The sequence below is a fragment of the Pseudomonas extremorientalis genome, assembly GCF_001870465.1.
Taxonomy (GTDB): Bacteria; Pseudomonadota; Gammaproteobacteria; order Pseudomonadales; family Pseudomonadaceae; genus Aquipseudomonas; species Aquipseudomonas extremorientalis.
In genome coordinates this window covers 23,805-45,363 of sequence record NZ_MDGK01000058.1, presented here as the reverse complement: position 1 = coordinate 45,363, position 21,559 = coordinate 23,805, and the positions used below count along the sequence as shown (strand labels likewise).

General features: G+C 61.5%; 26 protein-coding genes. 12 read left to right on the top strand and 14 right to left on the bottom strand.

Features of this window, described 5'->3' with window-relative positions:
- Positions 1-11 precede the first annotated feature (11 nt).
- Both BFN10_RS23845 and BFN10_RS29035 read right to left on the bottom strand, forming a co-directional pair.
- Positions 12-470 carry a GNAT family N-acetyltransferase gene (locus tag BFN10_RS23845; protein ID WP_071491747.1) on the bottom strand — a complete coding sequence of 153 codons (459 nt, stop codon included), beginning with the start codon at positions 468-470 and terminating at the stop codon, positions 12-14.
- A complete protein-coding gene (locus tag BFN10_RS29035; protein ID WP_083351464.1) occupies positions 467-853 on the bottom strand; it encodes a GFA family protein in 387 nt (128 codons plus the stop codon). Before BFN10_RS29035 ends, BFN10_RS23845 begins: the two co-directional genes overlap by 4 nt.
- Before the next feature lie 164 nt (positions 854-1,017).
- Between BFN10_RS29035 and BFN10_RS23840 the strand changes: the two genes are divergently transcribed.
- Positions 1,018-1,626 carry a LysE family translocator gene (locus tag BFN10_RS23840; RefSeq protein WP_071491746.1) on the top strand — a complete coding sequence of 203 codons (609 nt, stop codon included), beginning with the start codon at positions 1,018-1,020 and terminating at the stop codon, positions 1,624-1,626.
- 39 nt (positions 1,627-1,665) lie between these two features.
- Here the strand turns inward: BFN10_RS23840 and BFN10_RS23835 are convergent, their stop codons facing one another.
- Entirely contained in the window at positions 1,666-2,820 is a 1,155-nt protein-coding gene (locus BFN10_RS23835; RefSeq protein ID WP_071491745.1) for an acetyltransferase domain-containing protein, read from the bottom strand.
- 93 nt (positions 2,821-2,913) lie between these two features.
- Here BFN10_RS23835 and BFN10_RS23830 point away from each other — a divergent pair, with 93 nt between their 5' ends.
- The 5 genes from BFN10_RS23830 to BFN10_RS23810 all read left to right on the top strand — a co-directional run bounded on the left by BFN10_RS23830 (position 2,914) and on the right by BFN10_RS23810 (position 7,247).
- A complete protein-coding gene (locus BFN10_RS23830; RefSeq protein WP_071491744.1) occupies positions 2,914-3,450 on the top strand; it encodes a DUF924 family protein in 537 nt (178 codons plus the stop codon).
- Positions 3,451-3,547: 97 nt separating this feature from the next.
- Positions 3,548-4,165, top strand: a complete 618-nt coding sequence (gene yfcF, locus BFN10_RS23825) for a glutathione transferase (RefSeq protein ID WP_071491743.1) — start codon at positions 3,548-3,550, stop codon at positions 4,163-4,165.
- A 110-nt stretch (positions 4,166-4,275) separates the two neighbouring features.
- The gene (locus tag BFN10_RS23820; protein WP_071491742.1) at positions 4,276-5,007 is read left to right on the top strand and encodes a GntR family transcriptional regulator; all 732 of its coding nucleotides are present in this window, start codon (positions 4,276-4,278) and stop codon (positions 5,005-5,007) included.
- Between the two features lie 98 nt (positions 5,008-5,105).
- Positions 5,106-6,386 (top strand): MFS transporter, encoded by a 1,281-nt coding sequence (locus BFN10_RS23815; protein ID WP_071491741.1) that lies wholly within the window; start codon positions 5,106-5,108, stop codon positions 6,384-6,386.
- Positions 6,387-6,413: 27 nt separating this feature from the next.
- Positions 6,414-7,247: an amidohydrolase family protein gene (locus BFN10_RS23810; protein WP_071491740.1), complete on the top strand. Its 834-nt coding sequence runs from the start codon at positions 6,414-6,416 to the stop codon at positions 7,245-7,247.
- On the opposite strand, the gene BFN10_RS23805 is transcribed toward BFN10_RS23810, so the two are convergent.
- The gene (locus tag BFN10_RS23805; protein WP_071491739.1) at positions 7,224-7,487 is read right to left on the bottom strand and encodes a hypothetical protein; all 264 of its coding nucleotides are present in this window, start codon (positions 7,485-7,487) and stop codon (positions 7,224-7,226) included. The genes BFN10_RS23810 and BFN10_RS23805 overlap by 24 nt on opposite strands.
- Positions 7,488-7,618: 131 nt before the next feature.
- Here BFN10_RS23805 and BFN10_RS23800 point away from each other — a divergent pair, with 131 nt between their 5' ends.
- Entirely contained in the window at positions 7,619-8,263 is a 645-nt protein-coding gene (locus BFN10_RS23800; RefSeq protein WP_071491738.1) for an ATPase, read from the top strand.
- A 34-nt stretch (positions 8,264-8,297) separates the two neighbouring features.
- Positions 8,298-8,639 carry a hypothetical protein gene (locus BFN10_RS23795; protein ID WP_071491737.1) on the top strand — a complete coding sequence of 114 codons (342 nt, stop codon included), beginning with the start codon at positions 8,298-8,300 and terminating at the stop codon, positions 8,637-8,639.
- Positions 8,640-8,708: 69 nt separating this feature from the next.
- Here BFN10_RS23795 and BFN10_RS23790 read toward each other — a convergent pair whose 3' ends face one another.
- Both BFN10_RS23790 and BFN10_RS23785 read right to left on the bottom strand, forming a co-directional pair.
- The gene (locus BFN10_RS23790; protein WP_071491736.1) at positions 8,709-9,455 is read right to left on the bottom strand and encodes a creatininase family protein; all 747 of its coding nucleotides are present in this window, start codon (positions 9,453-9,455) and stop codon (positions 8,709-8,711) included.
- Positions 9,456-9,483: 28 nt separating this feature from the next.
- The gene (locus BFN10_RS23785) at positions 9,484-10,197 is read right to left on the bottom strand and encodes a murein L,D-transpeptidase catalytic domain family protein (RefSeq protein ID WP_071491735.1); all 714 of its coding nucleotides are present in this window, start codon (positions 10,195-10,197) and stop codon (positions 9,484-9,486) included.
- Positions 10,198-10,237: 40 nt separating this feature from the next.
- On the opposite strand from BFN10_RS23785, the gene BFN10_RS23780 reads away from it, so the two are divergent.
- Positions 10,238-11,833, top strand: a complete 1,596-nt coding sequence (locus BFN10_RS23780; RefSeq protein WP_071491734.1) for a L,D-transpeptidase family protein — start codon at positions 10,238-10,240, stop codon at positions 11,831-11,833.
- Between the two features lie 117 nt (positions 11,834-11,950).
- On the opposite strand, the gene BFN10_RS23775 is transcribed toward BFN10_RS23780, so the two are convergent.
- A complete protein-coding gene (locus BFN10_RS23775; RefSeq protein WP_071491733.1) occupies positions 11,951-12,493 on the bottom strand; it encodes a P-loop nucleotide/nucleoside kinase family protein in 543 nt (180 codons plus the stop codon).
- A 73-nt stretch (positions 12,494-12,566) separates the two neighbouring features.
- On the opposite strand from BFN10_RS23775, the gene dapF reads away from it, so the two are divergent.
- Positions 12,567-13,370 (top strand): diaminopimelate epimerase, encoded by an 804-nt coding sequence (gene dapF, locus BFN10_RS23770; protein WP_071491732.1) that lies wholly within the window; start codon positions 12,567-12,569, stop codon positions 13,368-13,370.
- Here dapF and BFN10_RS23765 read toward each other — a convergent pair.
- Both BFN10_RS23765 and BFN10_RS23760 read right to left on the bottom strand, forming a co-directional pair.
- A complete protein-coding gene (locus tag BFN10_RS23765; protein ID WP_071492032.1) occupies positions 13,358-14,500 on the bottom strand; it encodes a PAS domain-containing sensor histidine kinase in 1,143 nt (380 codons plus the stop codon). The two genes, dapF and BFN10_RS23765, sit on opposite strands and share 13 nt — an antisense overlap.
- Positions 14,490-15,305: an alpha/beta fold hydrolase gene (locus tag BFN10_RS23760; RefSeq protein WP_071491731.1), complete on the bottom strand. Its 816-nt coding sequence runs from the start codon at positions 15,303-15,305 to the stop codon at positions 14,490-14,492. Before BFN10_RS23760 ends, BFN10_RS23765 begins: the two co-directional genes overlap by 11 nt.
- A gap of 128 nt (positions 15,306-15,433) precedes the next feature.
- On the opposite strand from BFN10_RS23760, the gene BFN10_RS23755 reads away from it, so the two are divergent.
- The gene (locus BFN10_RS23755; protein ID WP_071491730.1) at positions 15,434-16,639 is read left to right on the top strand and encodes a TPM domain-containing protein; all 1,206 of its coding nucleotides are present in this window, start codon (positions 15,434-15,436) and stop codon (positions 16,637-16,639) included.
- 4 nt (positions 16,640-16,643) lie between these two features.
- On the opposite strand, the gene BFN10_RS23750 is transcribed toward BFN10_RS23755, so the two are convergent.
- The 4 genes from BFN10_RS23750 to BFN10_RS23735 form a co-directional block, all read right to left on the bottom strand.
- Positions 16,644-17,069, bottom strand: coding sequence for a GNAT family N-acetyltransferase (locus BFN10_RS23750; RefSeq protein ID WP_071491729.1), 426 nt, complete (start codon positions 17,067-17,069; stop codon positions 16,644-16,646).
- An 18-nt stretch (positions 17,070-17,087) separates the two neighbouring features.
- Entirely contained in the window at positions 17,088-17,348 is a 261-nt protein-coding gene (locus BFN10_RS23745; RefSeq protein WP_071491728.1) for a hypothetical protein, read from the bottom strand.
- Between the two features lie 320 nt (positions 17,349-17,668).
- On the bottom strand, positions 17,669-18,160 hold the full coding sequence (locus BFN10_RS23740) for a GNAT family N-acetyltransferase (RefSeq protein WP_071491727.1): 492 nt from the start codon (positions 18,158-18,160) through the stop codon (positions 17,669-17,671).
- Between the two features lie 195 nt (positions 18,161-18,355).
- Positions 18,356-19,771, bottom strand: a complete 1,416-nt coding sequence (locus tag BFN10_RS23735) for a purine-cytosine permease family protein (RefSeq protein WP_071491726.1) — start codon at positions 19,769-19,771, stop codon at positions 18,356-18,358.
- 218 nt (positions 19,772-19,989) lie between these two features.
- Between BFN10_RS23735 and BFN10_RS23730 the strand changes: the two genes are divergently transcribed.
- Positions 19,990-20,901 carry a LysR family transcriptional regulator gene (locus BFN10_RS23730; protein ID WP_071491725.1) on the top strand — a complete coding sequence of 304 codons (912 nt, stop codon included), beginning with the start codon at positions 19,990-19,992 and terminating at the stop codon, positions 20,899-20,901.
- A 160-nt stretch (positions 20,902-21,061) separates the two neighbouring features.
- Here BFN10_RS23730 and BFN10_RS23725 read toward each other — a convergent pair whose 3' ends face one another.
- Positions 21,062-21,382, bottom strand: a complete 321-nt coding sequence (locus BFN10_RS23725) for a hypothetical protein (RefSeq protein WP_130898105.1) — start codon at positions 21,380-21,382, stop codon at positions 21,062-21,064.
- Positions 21,383-21,559: the final 177 nt, after the last annotated feature.

Genomic DNA, 21,559 nt, shown 5'->3' with positions numbered 1-21,559 from the left:
CAGCATCCGTTTCAGCCGTTTTTCAAGCTTTTTACGTGGGTGGCGGTGTCATCAGCCACCTGATCAAAACCGCATCGAACATAAAAAGCTGCGGCCTCCGATGTGTCGGTGGACAGACGTACTTTGTGAAAATGCACGGCAGCATTTTCCAGCAGTTGCACCACCAAGGCCTTACCAGCCTGTCGCCCACGGTAAGTACGTTCTACGTATACCCGGCGAAGCCGTCCAACCCCTGATCCCGCGACGAGATCACAAGAAAGACCACCGACGGCGATCAACCGCCCGTCACAAAACATTCCCAGAAAGCATTCACCCGGCCGATCAAATCGATTGGAGCCGTCTTCCCACTCCGTGATCAATCGTGTCAGGAACCGGAAGCCTTCGGCGACTGCCTGCGCTTCGAGGGCTCGGATCTGCGCCGGGAGTTGCTCCAGTTTGCGTATCGAGACGTTTGCGTTGAGCGGACTCAAAGGAACTGTCCACCAAGCCAGGGTGCCTTGGACTCAATGCAACTGTGCGCCTGGTTCTTTACCTTGAAGGGGGTATCGAGCGTGCCCAGCGCAATCGAAATCCACTCTGGATACTTTCCTTCAGCGTCGCTCCAGAACAGCGATGAACCACATTCCGAGCAGAATTGACGGGTGATACCTGGCGAAGATTCATAGCTTTTCAGCGTGTCACGCACAGCCCGGATCGTCACTTCTGATCGGCGCGCGCTGGCATACGTCGCGAACGCAGCGCCATGCCCTTTCTGGCATTTTTTGCAGTGGCAGTGGGTGACGGCCTTGAGCGGTGTCGAAACGTGATAAGTGATTGCGCCGCAGAGGCAACTGCCTTGGGTGAATACATCCATGTCTGGTTTTGTCCTGAAGGATCCGGCAAACACTATACCTGTGGCGAGTGAGCTTGCTCCCGCTCCGATGCGCAGCCTCCCCATCCAGCCCAACCACAAACATACAAGAATCCCCCCATCTCCCCTCAGTAGACTCGCCACACTCTTTCTACTGCAGGTCTTCCATGGACATCTTCCTCTACGCCTTCAGCGTCATGTACAGCCCCGGCCCCGTGAATTTCATGGGCCTCAACGCCGGGCTCACCGGTCAGTTCCGGCGCTCCACCGGGTTTTTCATCGGCGTGGGCTGCGCGATGCTGGTGTTGTTCGTGCTGTTCGGCTACACCGGCGAGGCGATCATTTCCCAGGTGGCGTTGCCCTATGTTTCGTTGGTTGGCGGCGTGTACACCTTGTACCTGGCTTATCAAGTGTTCACCGCGCGCACGGTGGTCGATGAAAAAGTCTCTACCGCACCGGCCAAGACCCTCACGTTCTGGAACGGCTTGGTGATCCAGTTGCTCAACCCCAAGGGCATCATGGCGGTGTTGCCGATCACCAGCGTCATGCTGCCGGCCGCGCATATCACCGGGGTGTCGATTGCACTGGTGTCGGCGTTGCTGGCTTTTGGCGCGTTTGGCGCGCCGTGGCTCTATGCGTTGCTTGGCGCAATGCTGGGACGGCGGATCAACGGGGCGTCGGCGTTTACCGTGTTCAACCGTTGCATGGGCCTGGCGCTGGCGGTGTGTGCGTATTTCATGTTTCACGCGTTTTATGCGCATCTGGTCGCAACATGAATGGATCTTGTCACCTCGACTCACGCATAGATCGAGTTTCTACAGGTACTTGAGCCAGACCAGGTCGCGGCGCCGGGCCTTGAGCCCGGCGAACCAATGTACCGGCGCGTACAGCGCCAGCGGCAGCAGCAACGCCACCAGCCAAATGGCGCCCATGCCGTCGAAGCCGAAGTAGTTGCCGTGAGTCAGGCCAAACAGTGCCACACACGTGACGTAGAGGATTTTCAGCACGTACAGGTGCAGCAGATAGAAGAACATAGGCGCTGCACCGAAGGTGGCGAGCATGCTGATCCAGCGCTTGCTTCCCGCCTTCTCGAACGCCAGCAACAGCAGTAGCCCAATCCCCAGCGTCAGTGCCAGAAACAACAACGAAGGCGGGTACTTGGTGATGTTGAAAAAGCTCATCAGGGTTTGCACGCCGTTGTCATAGGCTTGCCATGGTTTTTCGCCATACCCATTGACCGCTCGCACTACCACGAACCCTATCAATGCACTTGCACCGCCCAGCCACAGATAACGCTGGCGCTGCGCCGGCTGCATGTCTTTGGCAAACCAGGGGCCGAGGCTGTAGCCCAGGGCGATCACGCCGATCCACGGTAGCACCGGATAAGTGACGCGCAGGCGCAGCGACGCGCCCACTTCGATCCAACTGCGCTCATGCAGGATTGTCCACGGAATATGCAGTGCCGAACCGGCCTCGAAGTGCAGTCCATCCAGCAGGTTGTGCCCGGCAATGATCACCACCGCCAACACGACCAGCAGCGGGCGCGGCAACCACACCAGCGCCGCAAGGGCGATCATGCTCACGCCAATCGCCCAGATGACTTGCATATAGATCACGCTGGGCGGCAGTTGGAAGGTCCAGGCGAAGTTGACCAGGGTGAACTCCAGCACCACCAGGAACAGCCCACGCTTGAACAGGAACGCCGACACATCGCGACGGCCCTGGTACTTCTGGCCGTAGAGCCAGGCCGACAGCCCGGTGAGCAACACAAACACCGGCGCGCACAGGTGGGCGAGGGTGCGGCTGGCAAACAGTGCGGGCTCGGTGCTGTCGATGGCCATCGGGTCGCTGACCTGGCGGTGCAGCAGGAAGGTTTCGCGCACATGGTCGAGGAGCATGAACAGGATCACCAGGCCGCGCAGGGCGTCGATGGAAAGCAGGCGTTGGCGCAGGGGAACAGCGTCGGTCATGGGCGTGATCACAGGGCAGGGTGGTAAGGGAGTGTTATCCTATAACATTGGATTCTGATACCGTCAGCTAAATCATTTTTCCAGGTACTCACCATGACGACGCCGCAGGATGTCATCGACTTCTGGCAACACGCCGGCCCCAAGCGCTGGTTTGCCAAGGACGCTGCTTTCGACGCCAGCTTCCGCGACACTTTCCACAGCGCGCATCTGCAAGCCGCCCGGCGTGAGCTGGAAAGCTGGCTGGACTCGGCGCACGGTGCCCTGGCGTTGCTGATCCTGCTCGACCAGTACCCGCGCAATGCCTACCGGGGCACCGCCCATATGTTCGCCACCGACCCGCTCGCACGGCTGTATGCGCGGCGCATGGTGGACGCCGGGCTGGACCGGCAGGTCGAACCGGCATTGCGTGCGTTCTGCTACCTGCCGTTCGAGCATTCGGAAGACCCGGCCGATCAACAGCGCTCCCTGGACCTGAACCGGCAACTGGATACCAACACCTACCATTGGGCCAAGGAACATGCGCGCATCATCGAGCAATTCGGGCGTTTTCCCCATCGAAACGAGGTGTTGGCGCGTGAGACCACGGATGAGGAACGTGCCTTTCTGGACGAGGGCGGATTTGCCGGTTAACCCGGTATTCCACCCAGGAATGCCCCCATAAAAACAGCGCATTGTCTTTCTTGTGGCGCATCTCGTAGCGTGGTGTTCCCCCTCAAGGAGAATCGTTATGCGCCTGTATGTGGATCATCTGTACACCAGCCCCTACGCCATGTCGGTGTTCGTGACCCTGCGCGAAAAAGGCCTGGCGTTCGACACGGTTACCCTGGACCTGGATGCCGCGCAGCAGCACGCGGCCGACTTTGCCCAACTGTCCCTGACCCAACGCGTACCGACCTTGCTGGAGGGCGACTTCGCCTTGTCGGAGTCGTCGGCGATCACCGAGTACCTGGAGCAGGCCTACCCTGAAGTGCCGGTGTATCCGGCCGATCCAAAACAGCGGGCGAGGGCGCGGCAGGTCCAGGCATGGCTGCGCAGCGATTTGCTGCCGATCCGTCAGGAGCGCTCGACGATGGTGGTGTTCTATGGGCAGAAGATGCCCGCACTGTCGCCTGTGGCTCAAGTGGCGGCAACGAAGTTGATCAGTGCGGCCCAGGCGCTGTTGGCGGGTAATCCGGCGTACTTGTTCGGTGAGTGGTCCATCGCTGATGTGGACCTGGCGGTGATGCTCAATCGCCTGATCCTCAACGGTGACAGCGTGCCTGCCGAGTTGGTGGCATACGCCCAACGCCAGTGGCAGCGGCCCTCCGTGCAGGCGTGGGTGCAGCAACAACGCCCGGCGCAGTAACCACCATTCATCTTCCGTCTGCGGTGAGGCGCTTGACAGGCACCACCCGGCGGAAGAATACTCTGGTCATATTCATATATATGACTACATAACAAAGTGAATGTGACCCCATGAATACGCTGTCCAGTGATGCCCGCCTGCCGCTTTACCAACGCTTGCGCGACCAGCTGATCGAGCAGATCGCCAACAATCGCTGGCGCCCCGGCGAAGCGATTCCCACCGAAGCGGTGTTGTCCGCCGAGTACGCGCTGTCGACCGGTACCGTGCGCAAGGCCGTGGATGCACTGGTCAGCGAGGGCATTCTGGAGCGTCAGCAGGGCCGTGGCACCTTTGTGCGCCGCCCGCAATTCCAGTCGTCGCTGTTTCGCTTTTTCCGTTTTCAAGGCCCGTCGGGCGAGCGTCAGGTGCCGCAAAGCCGCATCCTCACGGTCGAGTCCGTGCCTGCGCCGTCGGCGGTCAGCGAGGCGCTGGGCCTGGCCCCCGAAGCCCAAGTGATCCGCATCGTCCGGACCCGTCTGTTTGACGTGCAGCCGCTGCTCGCCGAAGAAATCTGGCTACCGCGCGCACGCTTCCAGGCGCTGCTCGACATCGACCTGGCCGCGCAAGGCCCGTTGCTGTATCCGGTGTATGAAGACGTCTGCGGGCAAGTGGTGGCCTCGGCCGAGGAAACCCTGACCGCCGAATCGGTCAATGAGGTGTACGCGCGCTTGCTGCAAGTACCGGTCAACAGCCCGGTGGTGGTGATCGAGCGCTTGGCCCGCGACTACGCTGGCCAGCCCCTGGAGTGGCGACGCTCCCGTGGGCATGCCGAACACTTCCGCTACCGCGTGGACATTCGCTGACCGCACACCCGCACCGTTAACTGTTTGCCCAACACTGGCCCGGCTGTGGCGCGGTTCGCGCCCGGCTGCCTCGCGTTTGACCTATAAGGATAAAAATCATGTTCAGTTGGTATCGCCAAGTCACTCCTCGGGAGCGCAAAACGTTCTGGGCCTGCTTCGGCGGCTGGTCCCTGGATGCATTGGAAGTGCAGATGTTCGGCCTGGCGATCCCGGCACTCATCGCGGCATTCGCCTTGAGCAAGGGCGATGCGGGGCTGATCAGTGGCGTCACGCTGGTGACCTCGGCCATCGGCGGTTGGGTCGGCGGTACCTTATCCGACCGCTACGGCCGGGTGCGCACGTTGCAGTGGATGATCCTGTGGTTCTCGTTCTTCACGTTTTTGTCGGCGTTCGTCACCGGCTTCCACCAACTGCTGATCGTCAAGGCGCTGCAAGGCTTCGGCATCGGCGGTGAATGGGCGGCGGGCGCGGTGTTGATGGCCGAGACCATCAACCCGAAGTATCGCGGCAAAGTGATGGGCACCGTGCAGAGCGCCTGGGCCGTGGGCTGGGGCGTGGCGGTCGGGGTGTTTGCGCTGATCTATTCGTTTGTGCCCCAGGACATGGCCTGGCGGGTGATGTTCGTGGTGGGCCTGCTGCCGTCGTTCCTGATTATCTGGGTGCGGCGTAACGTTGAAGAACCCGACAGCTTTCAGCGCCTGCAAAAGGAACAGGCGATTCCCCAGAGTTTCTTCAAGTCGCTGGCGGGCATCTTTCGCCCTGAGCTGATCCGCGTCACGCTGTTCGGCGGCCTGCTGGGCCTGGGTGCCCACGGTGGTTACCATGCGGTGATGACCTGGCTGCCGACCTTTCTCAAGACCGAGCGCAACCTGTCGGTACTCAACTCGGGCGGCTACCTGGCGGTGATCATCTTTGCCTTCTGGTGTGGCTGCATCGCCAGTGGCTGGCTGATCGACCGCATTGGTCGCCGCAAGAACATCGTGCTGTTTGCGCTGTGCTGCGTGATCACTGTGCAGGCCTATGTGTTCCTGCCGCTGAGCAATACGCAGATGCTGTTCCTTGGCTTCCCGCTGGGCTTCTTCGCCGCCGGTATCCCGGCCAGCCTGGGGGCGTTGTTCAACGAGTTGTACCCGGCGGATGTACGCGGCGCCGGCGTGGGCTTTTGCTACAACTTCGGGCGCGTGCTGTCGGCGGTGTTTCCCTTTCTGGTGGGGCATATGAGCGACTCGATGTCCCTCGGCTCGGCCATCGGCATCGATGCCGGGATCGCCTACGGCGTCGCGGTGATCGCCGCCCTGTGCCTGCCGGAAACCCGTGGCCGCGTGCTCGAAGCGGCACCCGCCGAGCGCGTCGTGAGCGGCCAGCGCGCCCAGGCCTGATCCTTTTTACTTTTGAAAGACGACCCCATGCTTGATAACCGTTCCATCTCCGGCATCGACGCCCACGCCCATGTATTCAGCCAGGCGCTGACCCTGGCCGGTGAGCGTCGCTACACCCCAGGCTACGACGCCACGCTGGCGGACTACCTCGGCCACTTGCACGCCAATGGCCTGAGCCACGGTGTGCTGGTACAGCCCAGTTTCCTGGGCACCGACAACGGCTATCTGTTGGCCGCTTTGCAGCAAGCCCCGGATCAGTTGCGCGGCGTGGTAGTGCTGGAGCGGGATATCCCGCACGACGCTTTACAGGCGATGGCCCGCGCAGGCGTGGTTGGCGTGCGCTTGAACCTGGTGGGCCGGGCGCTGCCAGACTTTGCCGAGCCCGGCTGGAAGGTTTTTTTCGAGCACCTCGTCGCCCTGGGCTGGCACGTGGAATTGCACCGCGAGGTAGCCGACCTGCCGCAATTGGTGCGCCAGTTGCTGCCGTTCGGGATCAAGCTGGTGGTCGACCATTTTGGCCGGCCGGATGCACGACTCGGCGTCGCCCAGCGCAATTTTGCCGAGTTGCTGGACTTGGGCCTCAGCGGTCAGTTGTGGTTGAAAGTCTCGGGGATCTATCGCCTGGGTGGCAGCCCGGCGCAGAACCTTGAGTTCGCCCGCCAGGCCATGCCGTTGCTGCAGCAGAGTTTCGGTCTGCACCGCTTGGTGTGGGGCAGTGACTGGCCACACACCCAGCATGAAACGTCAGTCGACTACCCCGCAGTGATCGAGCAACGCCAGGCCCTGGGCTGGTCGACACCGGTGGCGCAGGCCTTGCTGATCGATACGCCTCGCGCGTTATTCGGCTTCCACCACCCGTAGCCAATCCTCTTTCACACGGCGGTCCAGCTCCTCCCAGTCGGCCATGCCCAGTACCCGCGTGGTGTTCAGGCCGCGCAGGTAGCCGCGCAGTTGCTGGGCACTGGCGCTGATCCGATCCGCGTCCGCCGCCTCGTCCTGCAGCACGTGTTCATAGTCGACCAGGTAATCGGCGACCCGCTCGCGGAACTCCGGTAGTACGGCTTCGCGGATGCGGTCGAAGGTTTTCTGGTAGGGCTTCATGGCGTGGTCCTTATAGGTTTTATGTCAGCACTATCGGTTCAGATAATAGTCACCATCAAGCATCGCAAGTTCTGTTTTTGCAGGAAAAGCGGAAAATCGCCCCATCGAGACGCTGTTCAAGGAAATGCGCGATGAGGACGTTTATTCAGGTGGCTTTGATGGCTCTGATGCTTGGCACGGTGGTCATCAAGAACGCGGCAATCGCCGATGATCTGCATACCAGCCATTTGCTACCTATCATCGGTAGCGTAGACTCCCTGCAGCACGCGCAGTCAGTGGGTGTGTTGTTGAGCGACAACACCCGCGACAACCTCAGCTACCTCGAACGCTACCACGATATGGCCTTGAATGGCGCCAAGGATGCCCTCGACGGACGTATCCGCCAGGCGTTCGTCAACAGTTCCGACCCGGAACTGGCCATCGATTGGTTGATGAGCTCGCTGCAAGGCACCTTTTTGTCGGTAACGGTCTACGACAACCTGGACGCCCTGGTGCAGGCGCACCCCGATGTGGTGGTGATGCTCGATACCCATAACCAACTGCTGACCCAGCGTAACGATGTGGTGGAGGCGCGTTTTATCGCGCGGTTCTACGACGCGAACCTGCAGTACATCGCCAAGGCCGAAGGCTCGGTGCGCAAGCAGGTGCCATCAGTGTGGGTACATGACAAGGCCGCGCCGGAGATTGCCGCGCAGATCGAGCAGCAGCGTGATGTGCAACTCGATGCCTTGAAGCAGTTCGATGCGTCGCTCAAAGCGTTGGTCCGTGCCGGTTGATGTGAACCTTTATTTTTATAGTCAGGAATTTTTCATGCGCGCTTTTTTCGCCCCGGCCTTGGCCATTGCTTCCCTGTTGTTGGCTGGTTGTGTAACCGCCCCCAACGCCCCGAGCCTGACCCTGCAAACCGGCAAGAGCCCGGAAGCCTATGTGCAGTGCGTGCTGCCCAAGCTGGAAAAACACGGGATCACCTCGACCGTCACCCAGAACTCGCGCCATGCCAAAGTAGTGCTGACCAGCAAGATAGCCGCCGATGATGTGCTGGAAGCCTACAAGGCCGGAGAGGGCGCCAAGGTGTTCTTGTATGAGCGCAAGCCGTTGGCGTCGACGATTACGCCGTCGCGGCTGGAGCTGGCGGCAAAGGACTGCCAATAATCCCAGGCATGCATAAAACCAAATGTGGGAGGGGGCAAGACCCCTCCCACATCTAGATCTACGTATGGCTCAGGGCTTGGCTTCGTTGCTGAAGCTGTTCACTGTCTTGACCAACCCCTGCGCGGCCAGCGCCACCAATTCCCCACCTTTTTCCACCGTCGCCAGCGCCGGGTCCGAGCCCATGCGCCCATCCGGGAAGCGCGCGCGGAAGTCCAGGGCTTCGCGGATCGGCCCGGTGTTGGCGATTTGCGGCGAGTAGTCGGCGGTCTTGATCGTGTCCGGGTAGGCCCATTGGGTCACCGCAATCTCCGACGGCGTGGCATGGCTGCCGTGGCCCACCGGGAACTGGCGCTGGGCCAGGTCGGTCACGCCTTCCAGGTCCCACCAGTTCACCAGCTTCAACGCAAACCCGGCGGGGCGACGGGCGAAGCTCGCTTCGGCGTACAGCTCGGAAAACGCCGCTTCAATCGTGGCGATATTGCCGCCATGGCCGTTCAGAAACAGAATTTTCTCGAAACCATGCCCGGCCAGCGAACGCACCCAGTCGCCAATCGCGGCGATAAAGGTGGAAGGGCGCAGGGAAATGGTGCCGGGAAACCCCAGGTGATGCTGAGCCATGCCGATATTGAAGGTCGGGCCGATCAGGATGTCGGCGCTCTTTTGCGCCTCATGGGCGATGATTTCCGGGCACATCCAGTCGGTGCCAAGCAGGCCGGTGGGGCCGTGCTGCTCATTGGAGCCGATGGGAATCACCACCGTGCGGCTGCGTTCCAGAAACTGCCTGATCTCGATCCAGGTGGACTTATGTAGAAGCATGCGGCGCTCTCTTATCTATGGGGACAGGCTATCCGCCACGGATTGTACGACTACTCGCCACCTGTTGGGGTTTGCAATTGAGGTAGGTCGAAGACTTCAACCAACGCTGGTCGGGGTACCACGAAAACATGAACTGCCCATCCTTGAGCTTGTCCACTACCTGGCGGGCTACCTGCGGGCGCACGGCCGGGCAACCCTGGCTGCGACCGATACGACCTTCACGCTTGCTCCACAGGGGGCTTACGTAGTCGGCGGCGTGGATCACAATGGCGCGGTCGCGGGCCTGATCGTTGAAACCCGGCTCCAGGCCGTCCATGCGCAACGAGTAACCGTGGGTGCCCAGGTAGCTTTCCTGGGTGCGGAACAGACCCAGGCTGGACTGGTGGCTGCCTTCCAGGTTGGAAAACTGGGTGGCGAAGTTTTCCCCGGACTTGGCGCCGTGGGCCACCAGGTCGCGCAGTACCAGGGTCTTCTTGCGCAAATCGAAGATCCACAGCCGACGGGCGGTGGAAGGCTGGGAGTAGTCAATGACCGCCAGGCGTTCGGAACGCTCTTCGCCGTTATTGACTGCGCACTGCACCGCGTTCAGGGCGCTTTTGAGGACAGTGGGATTGAGTTCTGGAGCCGAGCGCGCCAGGCTGCTATACAAGTTAGGAGAGGTCTGATTGGCGGCGAGCGCAAAATTGCTCAGCGTAGCCAACGTCACGGTCATCAAGCCGAGGCGGCGCATAAAAGTCAGCATCTACAAAGTATCCCCCCGCTGTGGATTGGAGCCAGGTCAATTGTTCAAAAAACACGCATGTTACTTGAGCATTTGCCTGCTCGTTGCACCATTGGTCGCGACAGCCGATGCGCTGCCGGTCGAGCCGTTGTCGGTGACCACGCCCGCACCGGTCGACCTGGCACCCGTGCAGCAGGCCTTGGCGCAACTGCCGAGCGTCTGCCCCAGCCTGGTGCCGCAGATTGACGCGGCTGCCCAACTGCGTCTGCAAGCGTTCTACCAGCAGCAGGGTAATGGGCCACTGTGGTCCGCCGACGAGCGCCGGCAAGCCCTGCAATCTCAGTTGCTGATGCTTGCCGATGACGGCCTGGACCCCACCCACTATAGCCTGCCTGCGCCAGATGCCACGGCCAACGTGCTGTGCAGCGACATCGCCAGCAGCCAGCACTACCTGCAAGCCCTGCAGGATCTGCACTACGGGCGCCTGCAGCAATCGCGCTTCGAGCCGTTGTGGCATTCCCAGCCGCCGACCCGCGACCCCAATATTGAAGTGCTGGCGTTTGCCGCCACCGGCCTGCAAGACATGGCCCAGGCATTCGATCAGGCTCGCCCCAGCGCGGACCTCTACCGTAGCCTGCGCAATGCCTATGCCACTGTGCGCCAGCAACCATTGCCGCATTGGGACCCGGTCGCCAACGGCCCGCTGTTGCGCCCCGGGATGGACGACCCGCGCGTACCGGAACTGGCGCGGCGCCTGATCGGCGGGGGTTACCTGGCCAAGGCCCCCGGCGGCAGGCAGTACGGTGACGAGTTGGTCAAGGCGGTCAAGGCCTTCCAGCTGAGTCATTCGTTGCAGGCCGACGGCGTGATCGGCGCCGGTACGGTGGCCGAGCTCAATATCAGCCCGGCGATCCGTCGCGAGCAACTGCGCATCAACCTCGAACGCTTCCGCTGGCTGGCCCAGGACCTGGAGCCCGAGGGCGTGCTGGTCAACGTCGCGGCGGCGCAATTGAGCGTGTACCAGAGCGGCATCCCGGTGTGGCAGACCCGCCTGCAAGTGGGCCGCGCCGAGCGCCAGACGCCATTGCTCAAATCGCGTATTACCCGGCTGACCCTCAACCCCACCTGGACCATCCCGCCCACCATCATGCGCGAGGACAAACTCCCGGCCATCCGCCTCAACCCTGAATACCTGCGCCAACAGAACCTGCAAGTGCTCGATGCCGAAGGCCACCCGCTGGCGCCGGAACAGATCGACTGGGCGCGCCCGGGCAACATCCTGCTGCGCCAGGAAGCTGGCCCGCGCAACCCGCTGGGCAAGATCGTGATGCGCTTTCCTAACCCGTACTCGGTGTACCTGCACGACACGCCGAGCCAGCCGCTGTTCACCAAAGGGCCACGGGCGTTCAGTTCGGGGTGTGTGCGGGTCGAGCAACCGCTGCTCCTGCGCGATCTGCTGGTGAGCCCGGCCGAACGCGCGCGCACCGATGAACTGCTGGCCACCGGCGTGACCCACGAATTCAGGCTGGCCACGCCGGTGCCGGTGTTGTTGAGTTACTGGACGGTTGAGGTCAACCGTGAGGGCGGGTTGGTGTACGCGCCGGATATCTACCGCCGGGACCTGGTGTTGATGAAGGCGATGGGCAGCGTGTTGTAGGCGGCTCAACCTCGTGGCGAGCGGGCCTGTTGTGGCGAGCGGGCTTGCCCCGCGTTGGGCTGCGCAGCAGCCCCGGTAAGCCCCTGCATTTCCCCTGTCAGAACGCATTGCCTGGTTTCAGGGCCGCTTCGCGCCCCAACGCGGGGCAAGCCCGCTCGCCACAGAGGTGAGGTTCGCCATCGTTGTTGTCACGGCTTGCTCCGGTGTCATGCAGGCGGTATCGAGCGTCAAGGGCACTTCATCCCAAACCTCATACTCATGCGCCAACACAGACGCCCAGGAGGGCGGAACCAGTCCGGGAATATCCCCCGTGCGGGTTTCCACCCGTCGTTGATGTTCCTGCTGGTCTGAGCAGATCACCCGAACATTCAGTAATGCCGCCTTTGCTGCTACAGCGACGGCCTTCCACGCTTGCCGGCTTTCCCTGACTGGATTTACGCAGTCCGCCACCACGGTATGGCCCAGTTGCAGACTGCTCAGCGCCAGTGCATTCGCCACGCCATAACCGCTGGCACCCACGTCCCCCGCCAGCACACCGGCCTCGCGTATAGCCTGTTCAATCACGTCGATACGCAGGTAAACCGCCGCGGTCTGGCGTGCGAGTTCGCGGGCAATCGTGGTTTTGCCGGTGCCGGGCAGGCCGCTGAAGACAATTAGCATAGGTGGGTCTCAAAAGAGTGGGCCGGTTCAGAGTATCCTTCAGTTCCCCCACAGGTCGACCACAGGACAACCGATGCTTTTGCCGTTCGTGAAAATGCACGCCCATGGCGATGACTTCATCATCATCGACCGCCGTGGCTTGCACGATCCCATCACCGCGCAGATCGCCCGCCGCCTGGGCGACCGTCACACCGGTATCGGTTTCAACCAGCTTGCCGTGGTACTCGACTGCGATGATGCCGCCGCGCGCATCAAGTTCTGGAACCCCAACGGTACGCCGCTGGCCACCTGCGGCAGCGCGACCCGTGGCGTGGCTGATCGCTTGATGCATGAGGCCGCTACGGATTCGGTGCTGTTGCGTACCGACCGGGGCCTGCTGACCTGCGTGCGTGCCACCGGGCGGCAAGTCTCGGTGAACATGGGCGAGCCGTCGCTGGACTGGCATGCAGTGCCGTTGGCCGAGGCCATGGATACGCTTGTTCTGCCTATCGAGGGCGACCCGGCCGCGTGCAGCATGGGCAACCCGCACTGTACGTTTTTCGTGGATAACCTCACCACAATCGACGTCGCCGCCGTGGGCCCTGCGCTGGAAAAACATCGGTTGTTCCCGGACAAGACCAATGTGCATTTCGTGCAGGTGCTGGACCGTGGCCGTATCCGCCTGCGCATCTGGGAGCGTGGCGGCGGCGTGCCGCTGGGCTCCGGCTCGTGCTGCTGCGGCGCGGTGGTCAATGGGATCCGGCGAGGGTTGCTGGATGCCACGGTGCAGGTGGAGTGCGACGGCGGCATCGTGACCGTGCACTGGGCGGGTGAGGGCGGTGTGGTGCTGACCGGCAGTGTCGAGCCGGTGATGCAAGGCAGCGCCTACGTGTTCTGAAACGTCACGGTGAAGGTGGTGCCGCCGGTGGCGCAGGAACTCACCGCCACATCCCCGCCGTGCACCTTGGCCAACTCGCGCACGATATACAGGCCCAGGCCCACGCTTCGCACATCACTGCCCTGGTCGGTACCTCGGGTCATGGGTTCGAACAGCCCGGCCAGCAACGCTTCGGGAATGGCCGCGCCGTGGTTGTGTACCGCCACTTCGCAGCCGCCAACGCCCAGGCGTGAGGTAATCCGGATCGGTCGTTGCAGGTCGCCATAGGCCACGCTGTTGGCCACCAGGTTGCCGATGATCTGCTGCACGCGGTCGGCATCCAGGCAGGCGTCGCCATGGCCTTCTGCGTGATGTTCCAACGTCGCCTTGGGAAACGCCACGCGCAGTTCGTCCACGGTGCGATGAATCACGCCATGCAAGTCCAACGGCAGGGCCTTGATGGAGATGCCCTGGCCGACCCGGGCCTGGGTGAAGTCAAGCAGGTCGGCGATCATGCGTTGGGCGCGTTCGGACGACTGGCCGATGTGCCCCAGCAACTGGCGCTCCTTGGCCGTGCGTTCGCTGCGGCTGAGAAAGTCGGAGGCCATGCGGATGGCGGTGAGCGGGTTTTTCAGGTCGTGGCTGACAATCGCCACCATCTGCTCGGCGAACAGTGCGCGGCGCTGGGCGATGGCATAGGCCTCGCGCAGTTCGGCCTGGGCTTGCTGCAAGGCCAGTTCGGTGGCGGTTTTTTCCTGCAGCAGGGCTTCGGCCAGGTTGCGTGCGTTGAGCAGCTCGCGTTCGTACTTGTCGCGGTCGGTGGTGCCGAACAGGGCCAGGTCGTACACCGTAGCGTCGGCCTGCTCGCGCTTGTTGCCGTTGAGCAGCACGGTGATCTTGTGGCCGTCACGGTGCAGCATGTCCAGCTTCACTTCGGTGACGCTGCCATGCATGCGCAACATGGGCGCCAGGTGGGTCTGGTGGAAAATCCGGCCGCCCATGGTCAGCAGGTCCTGGAAGCGCTTGCCGCACTGCTCGGCGGCACTGAACCCCAGCCATTCGCTGAAGCGTGCGTTGGTTTGCACCAGGGTGCCATCTTCCGAGGTGACGGCCAGTGCGCAAGCGGCGCTATCGAATAGATCAGCTGGCACGTGCAGCTGCCCACGGCGCAAGGAAGCTGTCCATGGCCGCCGCGCAAGCCTGGGGCGCGCTCATGTGCGGGCAGTGGCCGACGTTGTCCACCAGGTGATAGGTGCTGTTGGGCAACACGCTGTGCAGGTATTCGCCGACAGCCACCGGGGCGATCAGGTCGTCGGTCGATTGCAGGATCAGCACCGGGGTGGCCAGGCCGATCACATCCTGGCGGTTGTCCGACATGAACGTCACCCGTGCGAATTGCTTGGCGATATCCGGCTCGGTGCGGCAGAAACTCTTGGTCAACTCTTCGCCCAGCGCGGGCTGATCAGGCGCGCCCATGATCACCGGGGCCATGGCGCTGGACCAGCCGAGGTAGTTGCTGTCGAGGGTGTCGAGCAGGTCTTCGATATCGCTACGCTTGAAACCGCCGATATAGCCGTCTTCATCGATATAGCGCGGCGACGGGCCGATCATCACGTGGGCGGCGATCCGTCCCGGTGCCTGGCGGTCGGCGAGGGTGCCGATCATCGCGCTGACCGAGTGACCCACCAGAATCACCGGACCTGCGGCATGGGCGTCGATGATCTGATTGAGGTCCCGGGCATAGCCGTCCAGCGTGCTGTATTTGTCTTTGTCGTACGCGCTCAGGTCCGACAGGCCTGCGCCGACGAGGTCGTACAGGACCACACGAAAACGCTCGAGGAAATGCGGTGCCAGGTAGTTCCACATGGCCTGGTTGCAGCCAAAACCATGGGAGAACACCAGGGTCGACGCGCCGGTGCCCATTATATTGACGTTGTTGCGCTGACGTAGATCCATCGGCTTCTCGGTTATGGCGTATTGCTATGTATGTGCGCAGTTTAGATAGTCAACGCCGTGGGGTCACGCGTTATAGCGTTGATAAGGTAAAGTCGGCGCCTTCAGGAAGAAACTTCAGGTAACAAAGCATGATGGCGATTTTTCGGCAATCGATCCTGGGCCTGGTGGGGCTGGTGCTCATCGGCCTGTTGAGCACCGCCCATGCAGAGGATTCGCCCATCGGCGTGGCCCTCGACCAACGGGTGATCGACCTCACCAACACCCTGGATGCCGCCACCGCCACCGGTCTGAAAAACCAGCTCGCCGACCTTGAACAGCGCAAAGGCGCGCAAATTGCGGTGCTGCTGGTGCCCACCACTGGCGGCGCGAGTATCGAGGACTACGCCAACCAGCTGTTCCGTGCCTGGAAGCTGGGGCGCAAGGACATCAACGACGGCATCCTGCTGGTGGTGGCCAAGGACGATCGCAAGGTGCGTATCGAAGTGGGCTACGGCCTGGAGGGCACGGTGACCGACCTGCTGGCCCATCGCATCATCGAAGAACACATCACGCCGGCGTTTCGCCAGGGCGATTTCGCGGGCGGTGTCTCCCAGGGCGTGAACGATCTGGTGGTGCTGGTCGACGGCGGTGACTTGCCTGCGATTGCGGCGCCGGGGCTCAATCCGCAGTTCATTGCGATACTGCTGGCGTTTGCCACCGGAGCCATCGGCGGTGTGCTCATCGCCGCCGGCAAGCTGCATTGGCGCCGCGCGTTGATTGCCACCGCGGTAGTGACTGCGCTTCTGGCGATCTATGGCGGCGGGCGCGATTGGCCGATGTACCTGTTTGTAGTGCCGCTGACGTTGCTGATCGGCGGCGCCACATTCGGCGCACTGTGGTTGGCGCGTGGGGTGTTTTACAGCGTGTTGGGACTGCTGGCGTACATCGTCGCGGTGCTGGTGGCGAACCACTTCGTCGAGGTCAACTTCGTCCATTGGCTGGTGTGGCCGTTTGGCAGCGCCATGGTGCTGGGATTGTACGTGGGGCTGTTTTTCGTCATCCGTGAATCCTGGAAAAAACGCCCACGCTTTTTCATCCTGCGTGTGTTGGTGGTGCTGGCGGTCTATGTGGCCGTGGGGATGTTGCTGGGGCAGGGTTACCAGGGCTGGATAGTGGCGATACCGGCTGCGACCATCGTGGCGTTTATTGTGTTTATCCAGAGTATTTCCGAGGGCGGCTCGGGGTCGGGCGGTGGTTCCGGTTCCAGCTCCGGCAGCTCCCGGTCCAGTTCCAGCAGCAGTTCATCCGGCGGCGGTGGTTCCAGTGGCGGCGGCGGGGCGTCAGGGAGCTGGTAAAACATCACAGCGATTTAGACAGGAACACCCGGCTGCTGCCGTCCGGTTCGCATGGAATCTCGCCAAAGCGCACCCAGCCATGCTTCTCGTAAAACGCCGGCGCCTGGAAACTCAGGGTGTACAGCACCGCATTGCGACAGCCACGGCGCCGGGCCTCTTCTTCAAAGGCATGCAGCAACTGACTACCCAGGCCTGAGCCGCGCAACGTGTCGGGCAGGTGGAACAGATCGAGAAACGCCGTGCCCAGCGTGGTTTTGCCGGTGATACCGCCAAGGATTTTCCGGGTGTCGGGATCCTTGATCAGCACCGCCAGCAAGCGCCGGTCGTTATAGCCCGTGATGGCCTCATTGAACGTCGCCAAGCCGGCGCCGAGGATACGCTCCGCGTCGGGGTTGGGCTGGTCGCTGACTTCAATGTAGTGGGCTGTCATCACGGGTTCTCGTCTGGCTTATGCGCGCTGCCATCCTCCCATGTTATCGGCCTTGATCTCAAAATCCATTGGTTCGCGGTACGGATTGCCCAGCGGCGTATGTTGCCCTTTGCCCGCCGCCTGGGTGGGTTGCCAGCTTTGCGTATTGGGGTCGAACACTTCGGCATCATCCCCGGCGGTGTCATCCAAGGGGTTGTGGCGTGCCTGGTCGTTGTCGATGTGTGTTGCAAGCGCTTGATAGGCAGCGGTGTAAGGGTTGAAGCCGTTGATTGAAGACATGGCAATACCTCTCTGATAGTGAAAAAAACCAACCCGTCAGCACCTGTCTGGCGGGTTGCATCAGAGGCTACAGAGCGTGCAAAGGCTGTTCAATCAGGCGGTTTTCGGCGGATGTAACGAGGTGAAACCGCTACCGGGTGCACTCATGCAATGGCTTGCGTGGCTGTACGACATGTCCGGTTTTTTGTTTGCCGATGCAGGTGGAGTATCAGAGTGGGTGCATCTAGATCAGGTATTTGCATGCTGAAATACATTGGCGTCTTTTACTGCCCGTGACTGGCTTACGTCCGGACACACAAGTGCTGCATTAACCCTGGGGTCTAGAACACCATCACCATTTCATGCCACGCCATGCCACCGTGATCCGATGGCGACGGCTGCACATACTGGTAGCCCATGCGCTCATACAGCGGCACGTGTTGCTCCTTGCACATCAGATGAATCGTCTGCTTGCCCATGCCGCGCATGCGCTGCACAAACTCGGTCATCAGTATTTTCGAATAGCCCTTGCCCTGGTGCACCGGGTCGACCACCACCGACATGATCACCACATTCGGCGCGTCGGCCGAATGGCCGACCAACTCCTTGAACGTCTCGTCCGACATCACCACGTGGTGGGCGCAGCCGCAGTTGATGAAACCCACCACTTCGCCAGCCGCTTCCAGGATCAGAAAGCCTTGCGGGTATTGCGCAATACGCGTGCCGATCTTTTCCAGGGTGGCGGCTTCGTCGCCTTCGTACGCGCCGATCTCGATTTCAAAGCAACGGGTGGCGTCGGCGGGGAGGGCGTTGCGCAAAGTGAGGGCGGGCATGGGCGTTTCCTGAGGCATTGAGCGAGAGGCCACATGATAGACAAACATCGACCCGAGCGACACAGATCCCCTGTGGCGAGCGGGCTTGCCCCGCGTTGGGCTGCGAAGCAGCCCCAAATTCAGCACAGGAGACCTGCCTGGCACACCGCNCCCGCTCGCCACAGTGACCTCATCACTCAACTCACAGCGGGTACATCAAACCCCACCCACCAACTTCCCCCCGTCCATCCGGCGCTTATACGCGCTGTCCCGACTCGCCAGCCAGAAGTACAACGGCGACGTCACCACCAAGCCCACCACCCAGGACAGGTCCGCCCCGTTGATGTGCGCCGAAATCGGCCCCACATACAGCGGTGTGTTCATGAACGGAATCTGCACCACGATCCCCACCGCATAGGCCAGCAATGCCTGTGGGTTGTATCGCCCATAGATCCCGCCATCCACGCGGAAGATCGAGGCAATGTCGTACTGGCCTTTGTGGATCGCGTAGAAGTCGATCAGGTTGATCGCTGTCCACGGCACCAACACCACCAGCAGCACCAGCACCATGTCGACGAAATGGCCGATGAAATCCTTGGAGGCAAACACCGCCGCAATCGCACAGGCCGCCAACACCAGGATCGAGATCACCGCACGGCTTTTGGCGGTGGGAATCCAGCGGTACGCAAAGGTCTGCACCAGGGTGATGATCGACAGCACCGCACCATACAAGTTGAGCGCGTTGTGGCTGATCACGCTGAGCAGAAACAGCACCAGCATCAATGGACCGATGGCGCCGGTGGCGAGTTTGACGGCGTCCATGGTGTCCATGCCGACCGGGGTGGCGAGTACGGCGACGGCGCCGAAGATGAACGACAGGCTGGAGCCCAGGGCCGAGCCGAGGTAGGTGGTCCAGAAGGTGGAGGCGACTGGCACGTCGGCCGGCAGGTAGCGCGAGTAGTCGGAGACGTAGGGCGCGAATGCGATTTGCCACAGCGCCGCCAGGGACACCGTTGCCAGCCAACCGGAGATGTTGAATTCACCGCGGGTCAGGAAGTCGGTGGTCTGTACATGGGTGAAGATGTAGCCGAACCCCAGCACAATCCCGGCGCCGAGCACCCAGGTGCCGATGCGGTTGAGCACGTGGATGAAGCGATAACCGATGATGCCGATGATGCCGGAGCCGATGGCGCCGATCACGATGCCCACCGGCACGGGCACGGCGTCGACCACGCCGTGCAGGGACTTGCCAGCCAGTACGATGTTGGAGGCGAAAAAGCCGATGTACATGACGCCGGCAATCACCACCACCAGCAGGGCACCGAGTGAGCCGAACTGGGCACGGCTCTGGATCATTTGCGGGATGCCCATCTGCGGGCCCTGGGCCGAGTGCAACGCCATCAACACCCCGCCGACCAGGTGGCCGACGAGGATCGCGACGATGCCCCAGAGCAGGTTGAGGTGGAACAGTTGCACCCCCAGCGCCCCCGTGACGATCGGCAACGGCGCGATGTTGCCGCCGAACCACAGGGTGAACAGGTCTCTGACCTTCCCATGGCGGTCTTCCGGGGGCACGTATCCAATCGTGTGTTTTTCGATAAGCGGGGCGGAGGATGTTGCAGTGGTAACCATGACGAGCTCCAAGGCAAGGTGAGTACGTTGACGTACTTCGCTGTGCGCCACCTGCGCGGCGCTTTGTTGTTGGCGTGATCATCTGCAATGGGCGCGGGGAGGTAAATTAGTAAGTTTGTTGCTATAGACCTTAAAAAATATAGCTCGCGTCTTGTCGCGCTCCGGTATGTTGCCTACACCTGATTGACGGGCGAAGCCCCACGTTTCTGGAGGTCCCGATGGCTGCCTATAACCTGCGCCAGCTCAGATATTTCGTCACCACGGCCGAGTGCGGCAGCGTCGCCGAGGCGTCGCGCAAGCTGTATATCGCGCAGCCGTCGGTGTCCACGGCGATCAAGCAGCTGGAAGACAGCTTTGGCGTGCAATTGTTTATCCGTCATCACGCCCAGGGCGTGTCGCTGACGCCCAGCGGCGCACGCTTCTATCGCAAGGCGCTGGAGCTGTTGCGGGTGGCCCACGAGTTCGAGCAGAACGCCCTGGCGGACAATGACGTGGTGGCGGGGCAGATCGATATCGGCTGCTTTGAAACCGTGGCGCCGCTGTACCTGCCGCGTCTGATCGCCGGTTTCAAGGCGCGCTGGCCGGGGGTGGAAATCCGTATCCGCGATGGCGAACAACAGGAGCTGGTGCAGGCGCTGACGGCGGGCAGTATCGACGTGGCCATGCTGTTCGAGCACGACCTGGGCGCGACGATCGAAACCACCCCGTTGATGCCGCCGCAGCAGCCCTATGCGCTCTTGCCGGCCGATCATCGCTTTGCGCAACAGGCCAGGGTGTCGCTGGCAGACCTGGTGCTGGAACCGATGATCCTGCTGGACGTGCTGCCCAGCCGCACCTACTTCGTGAGCATTTTCGAAGAGCGCGGGCTGACGCCGAATATCGTGTTCAGCTCGCCGTCGATCGAGATGGTGCGGGGCATGGTGGGGCGGGGGTTCGGGTTTTCGATTCTGGTGACCAAGCCGTTCACCGAGTACACCTACGATGGGCAGAAGGTGGTGTGTGTGCCGTTGGCCGAGACCGTCACCGGTTCCGGCCTGTCAGCGGTATGGCTGCGCCGCGCACCGCTGACCAAGCCGGTGCAGCTATTTGTCGACTACTGCCGCGAAGAACTCGCCCGCTTGCTCGGCTGACATGATCGTTCTCACGCAGAACGTGGGAAAGAGGGTTGAATGTTTTACATCGTGAATTCTCGCAGGGTACTGGGTGTCTCCTGGCCGGACTGCTACTCACAGATGGATCAAATTCGTCCTGAGGATGCGTTTCTTTGCGACACCAGGGAACAATCAATCTTTATTCTGATGGGGCGTAATTCCTGATGCCGGCCTCATCAAGCTTTTGTTGGAACTCTCGATGGAAATCACTGATTCTCATCTGTAAGGCAAGGCTGAAGGTACCGTCACGTGCGTCAGGTTTGAAACTGAAATGAAGTGTGTTGTACATACCAAACCCGCCACCAAAATCATTGAGATCATAGACGTCAGATTGTTGTTTGACACCGATGTCTTTTGACCTGGCGAGTTCATCGAAGATCTTTTGCGCGCCTTGGTAGTCATGCAGTTGTATCGTGAAGCGCATCCCGGTTTTGTGCAGCACGTTGTCAAGAGTGCGCACGTGCAACGCCTGATGTGCTCCTTGAAGTGACGAAGGAGTGGAAGATGAATGGATACTTGGCATAATCGGACCTATGAGTTGATGGCGACAATAGGTGGCGACTCAACAGGCTCGGTTCCTGATCATTGGATAAAGCCCCGTTTCAAGTGTTTCACCCTTATTCAGAGGCGGGATACT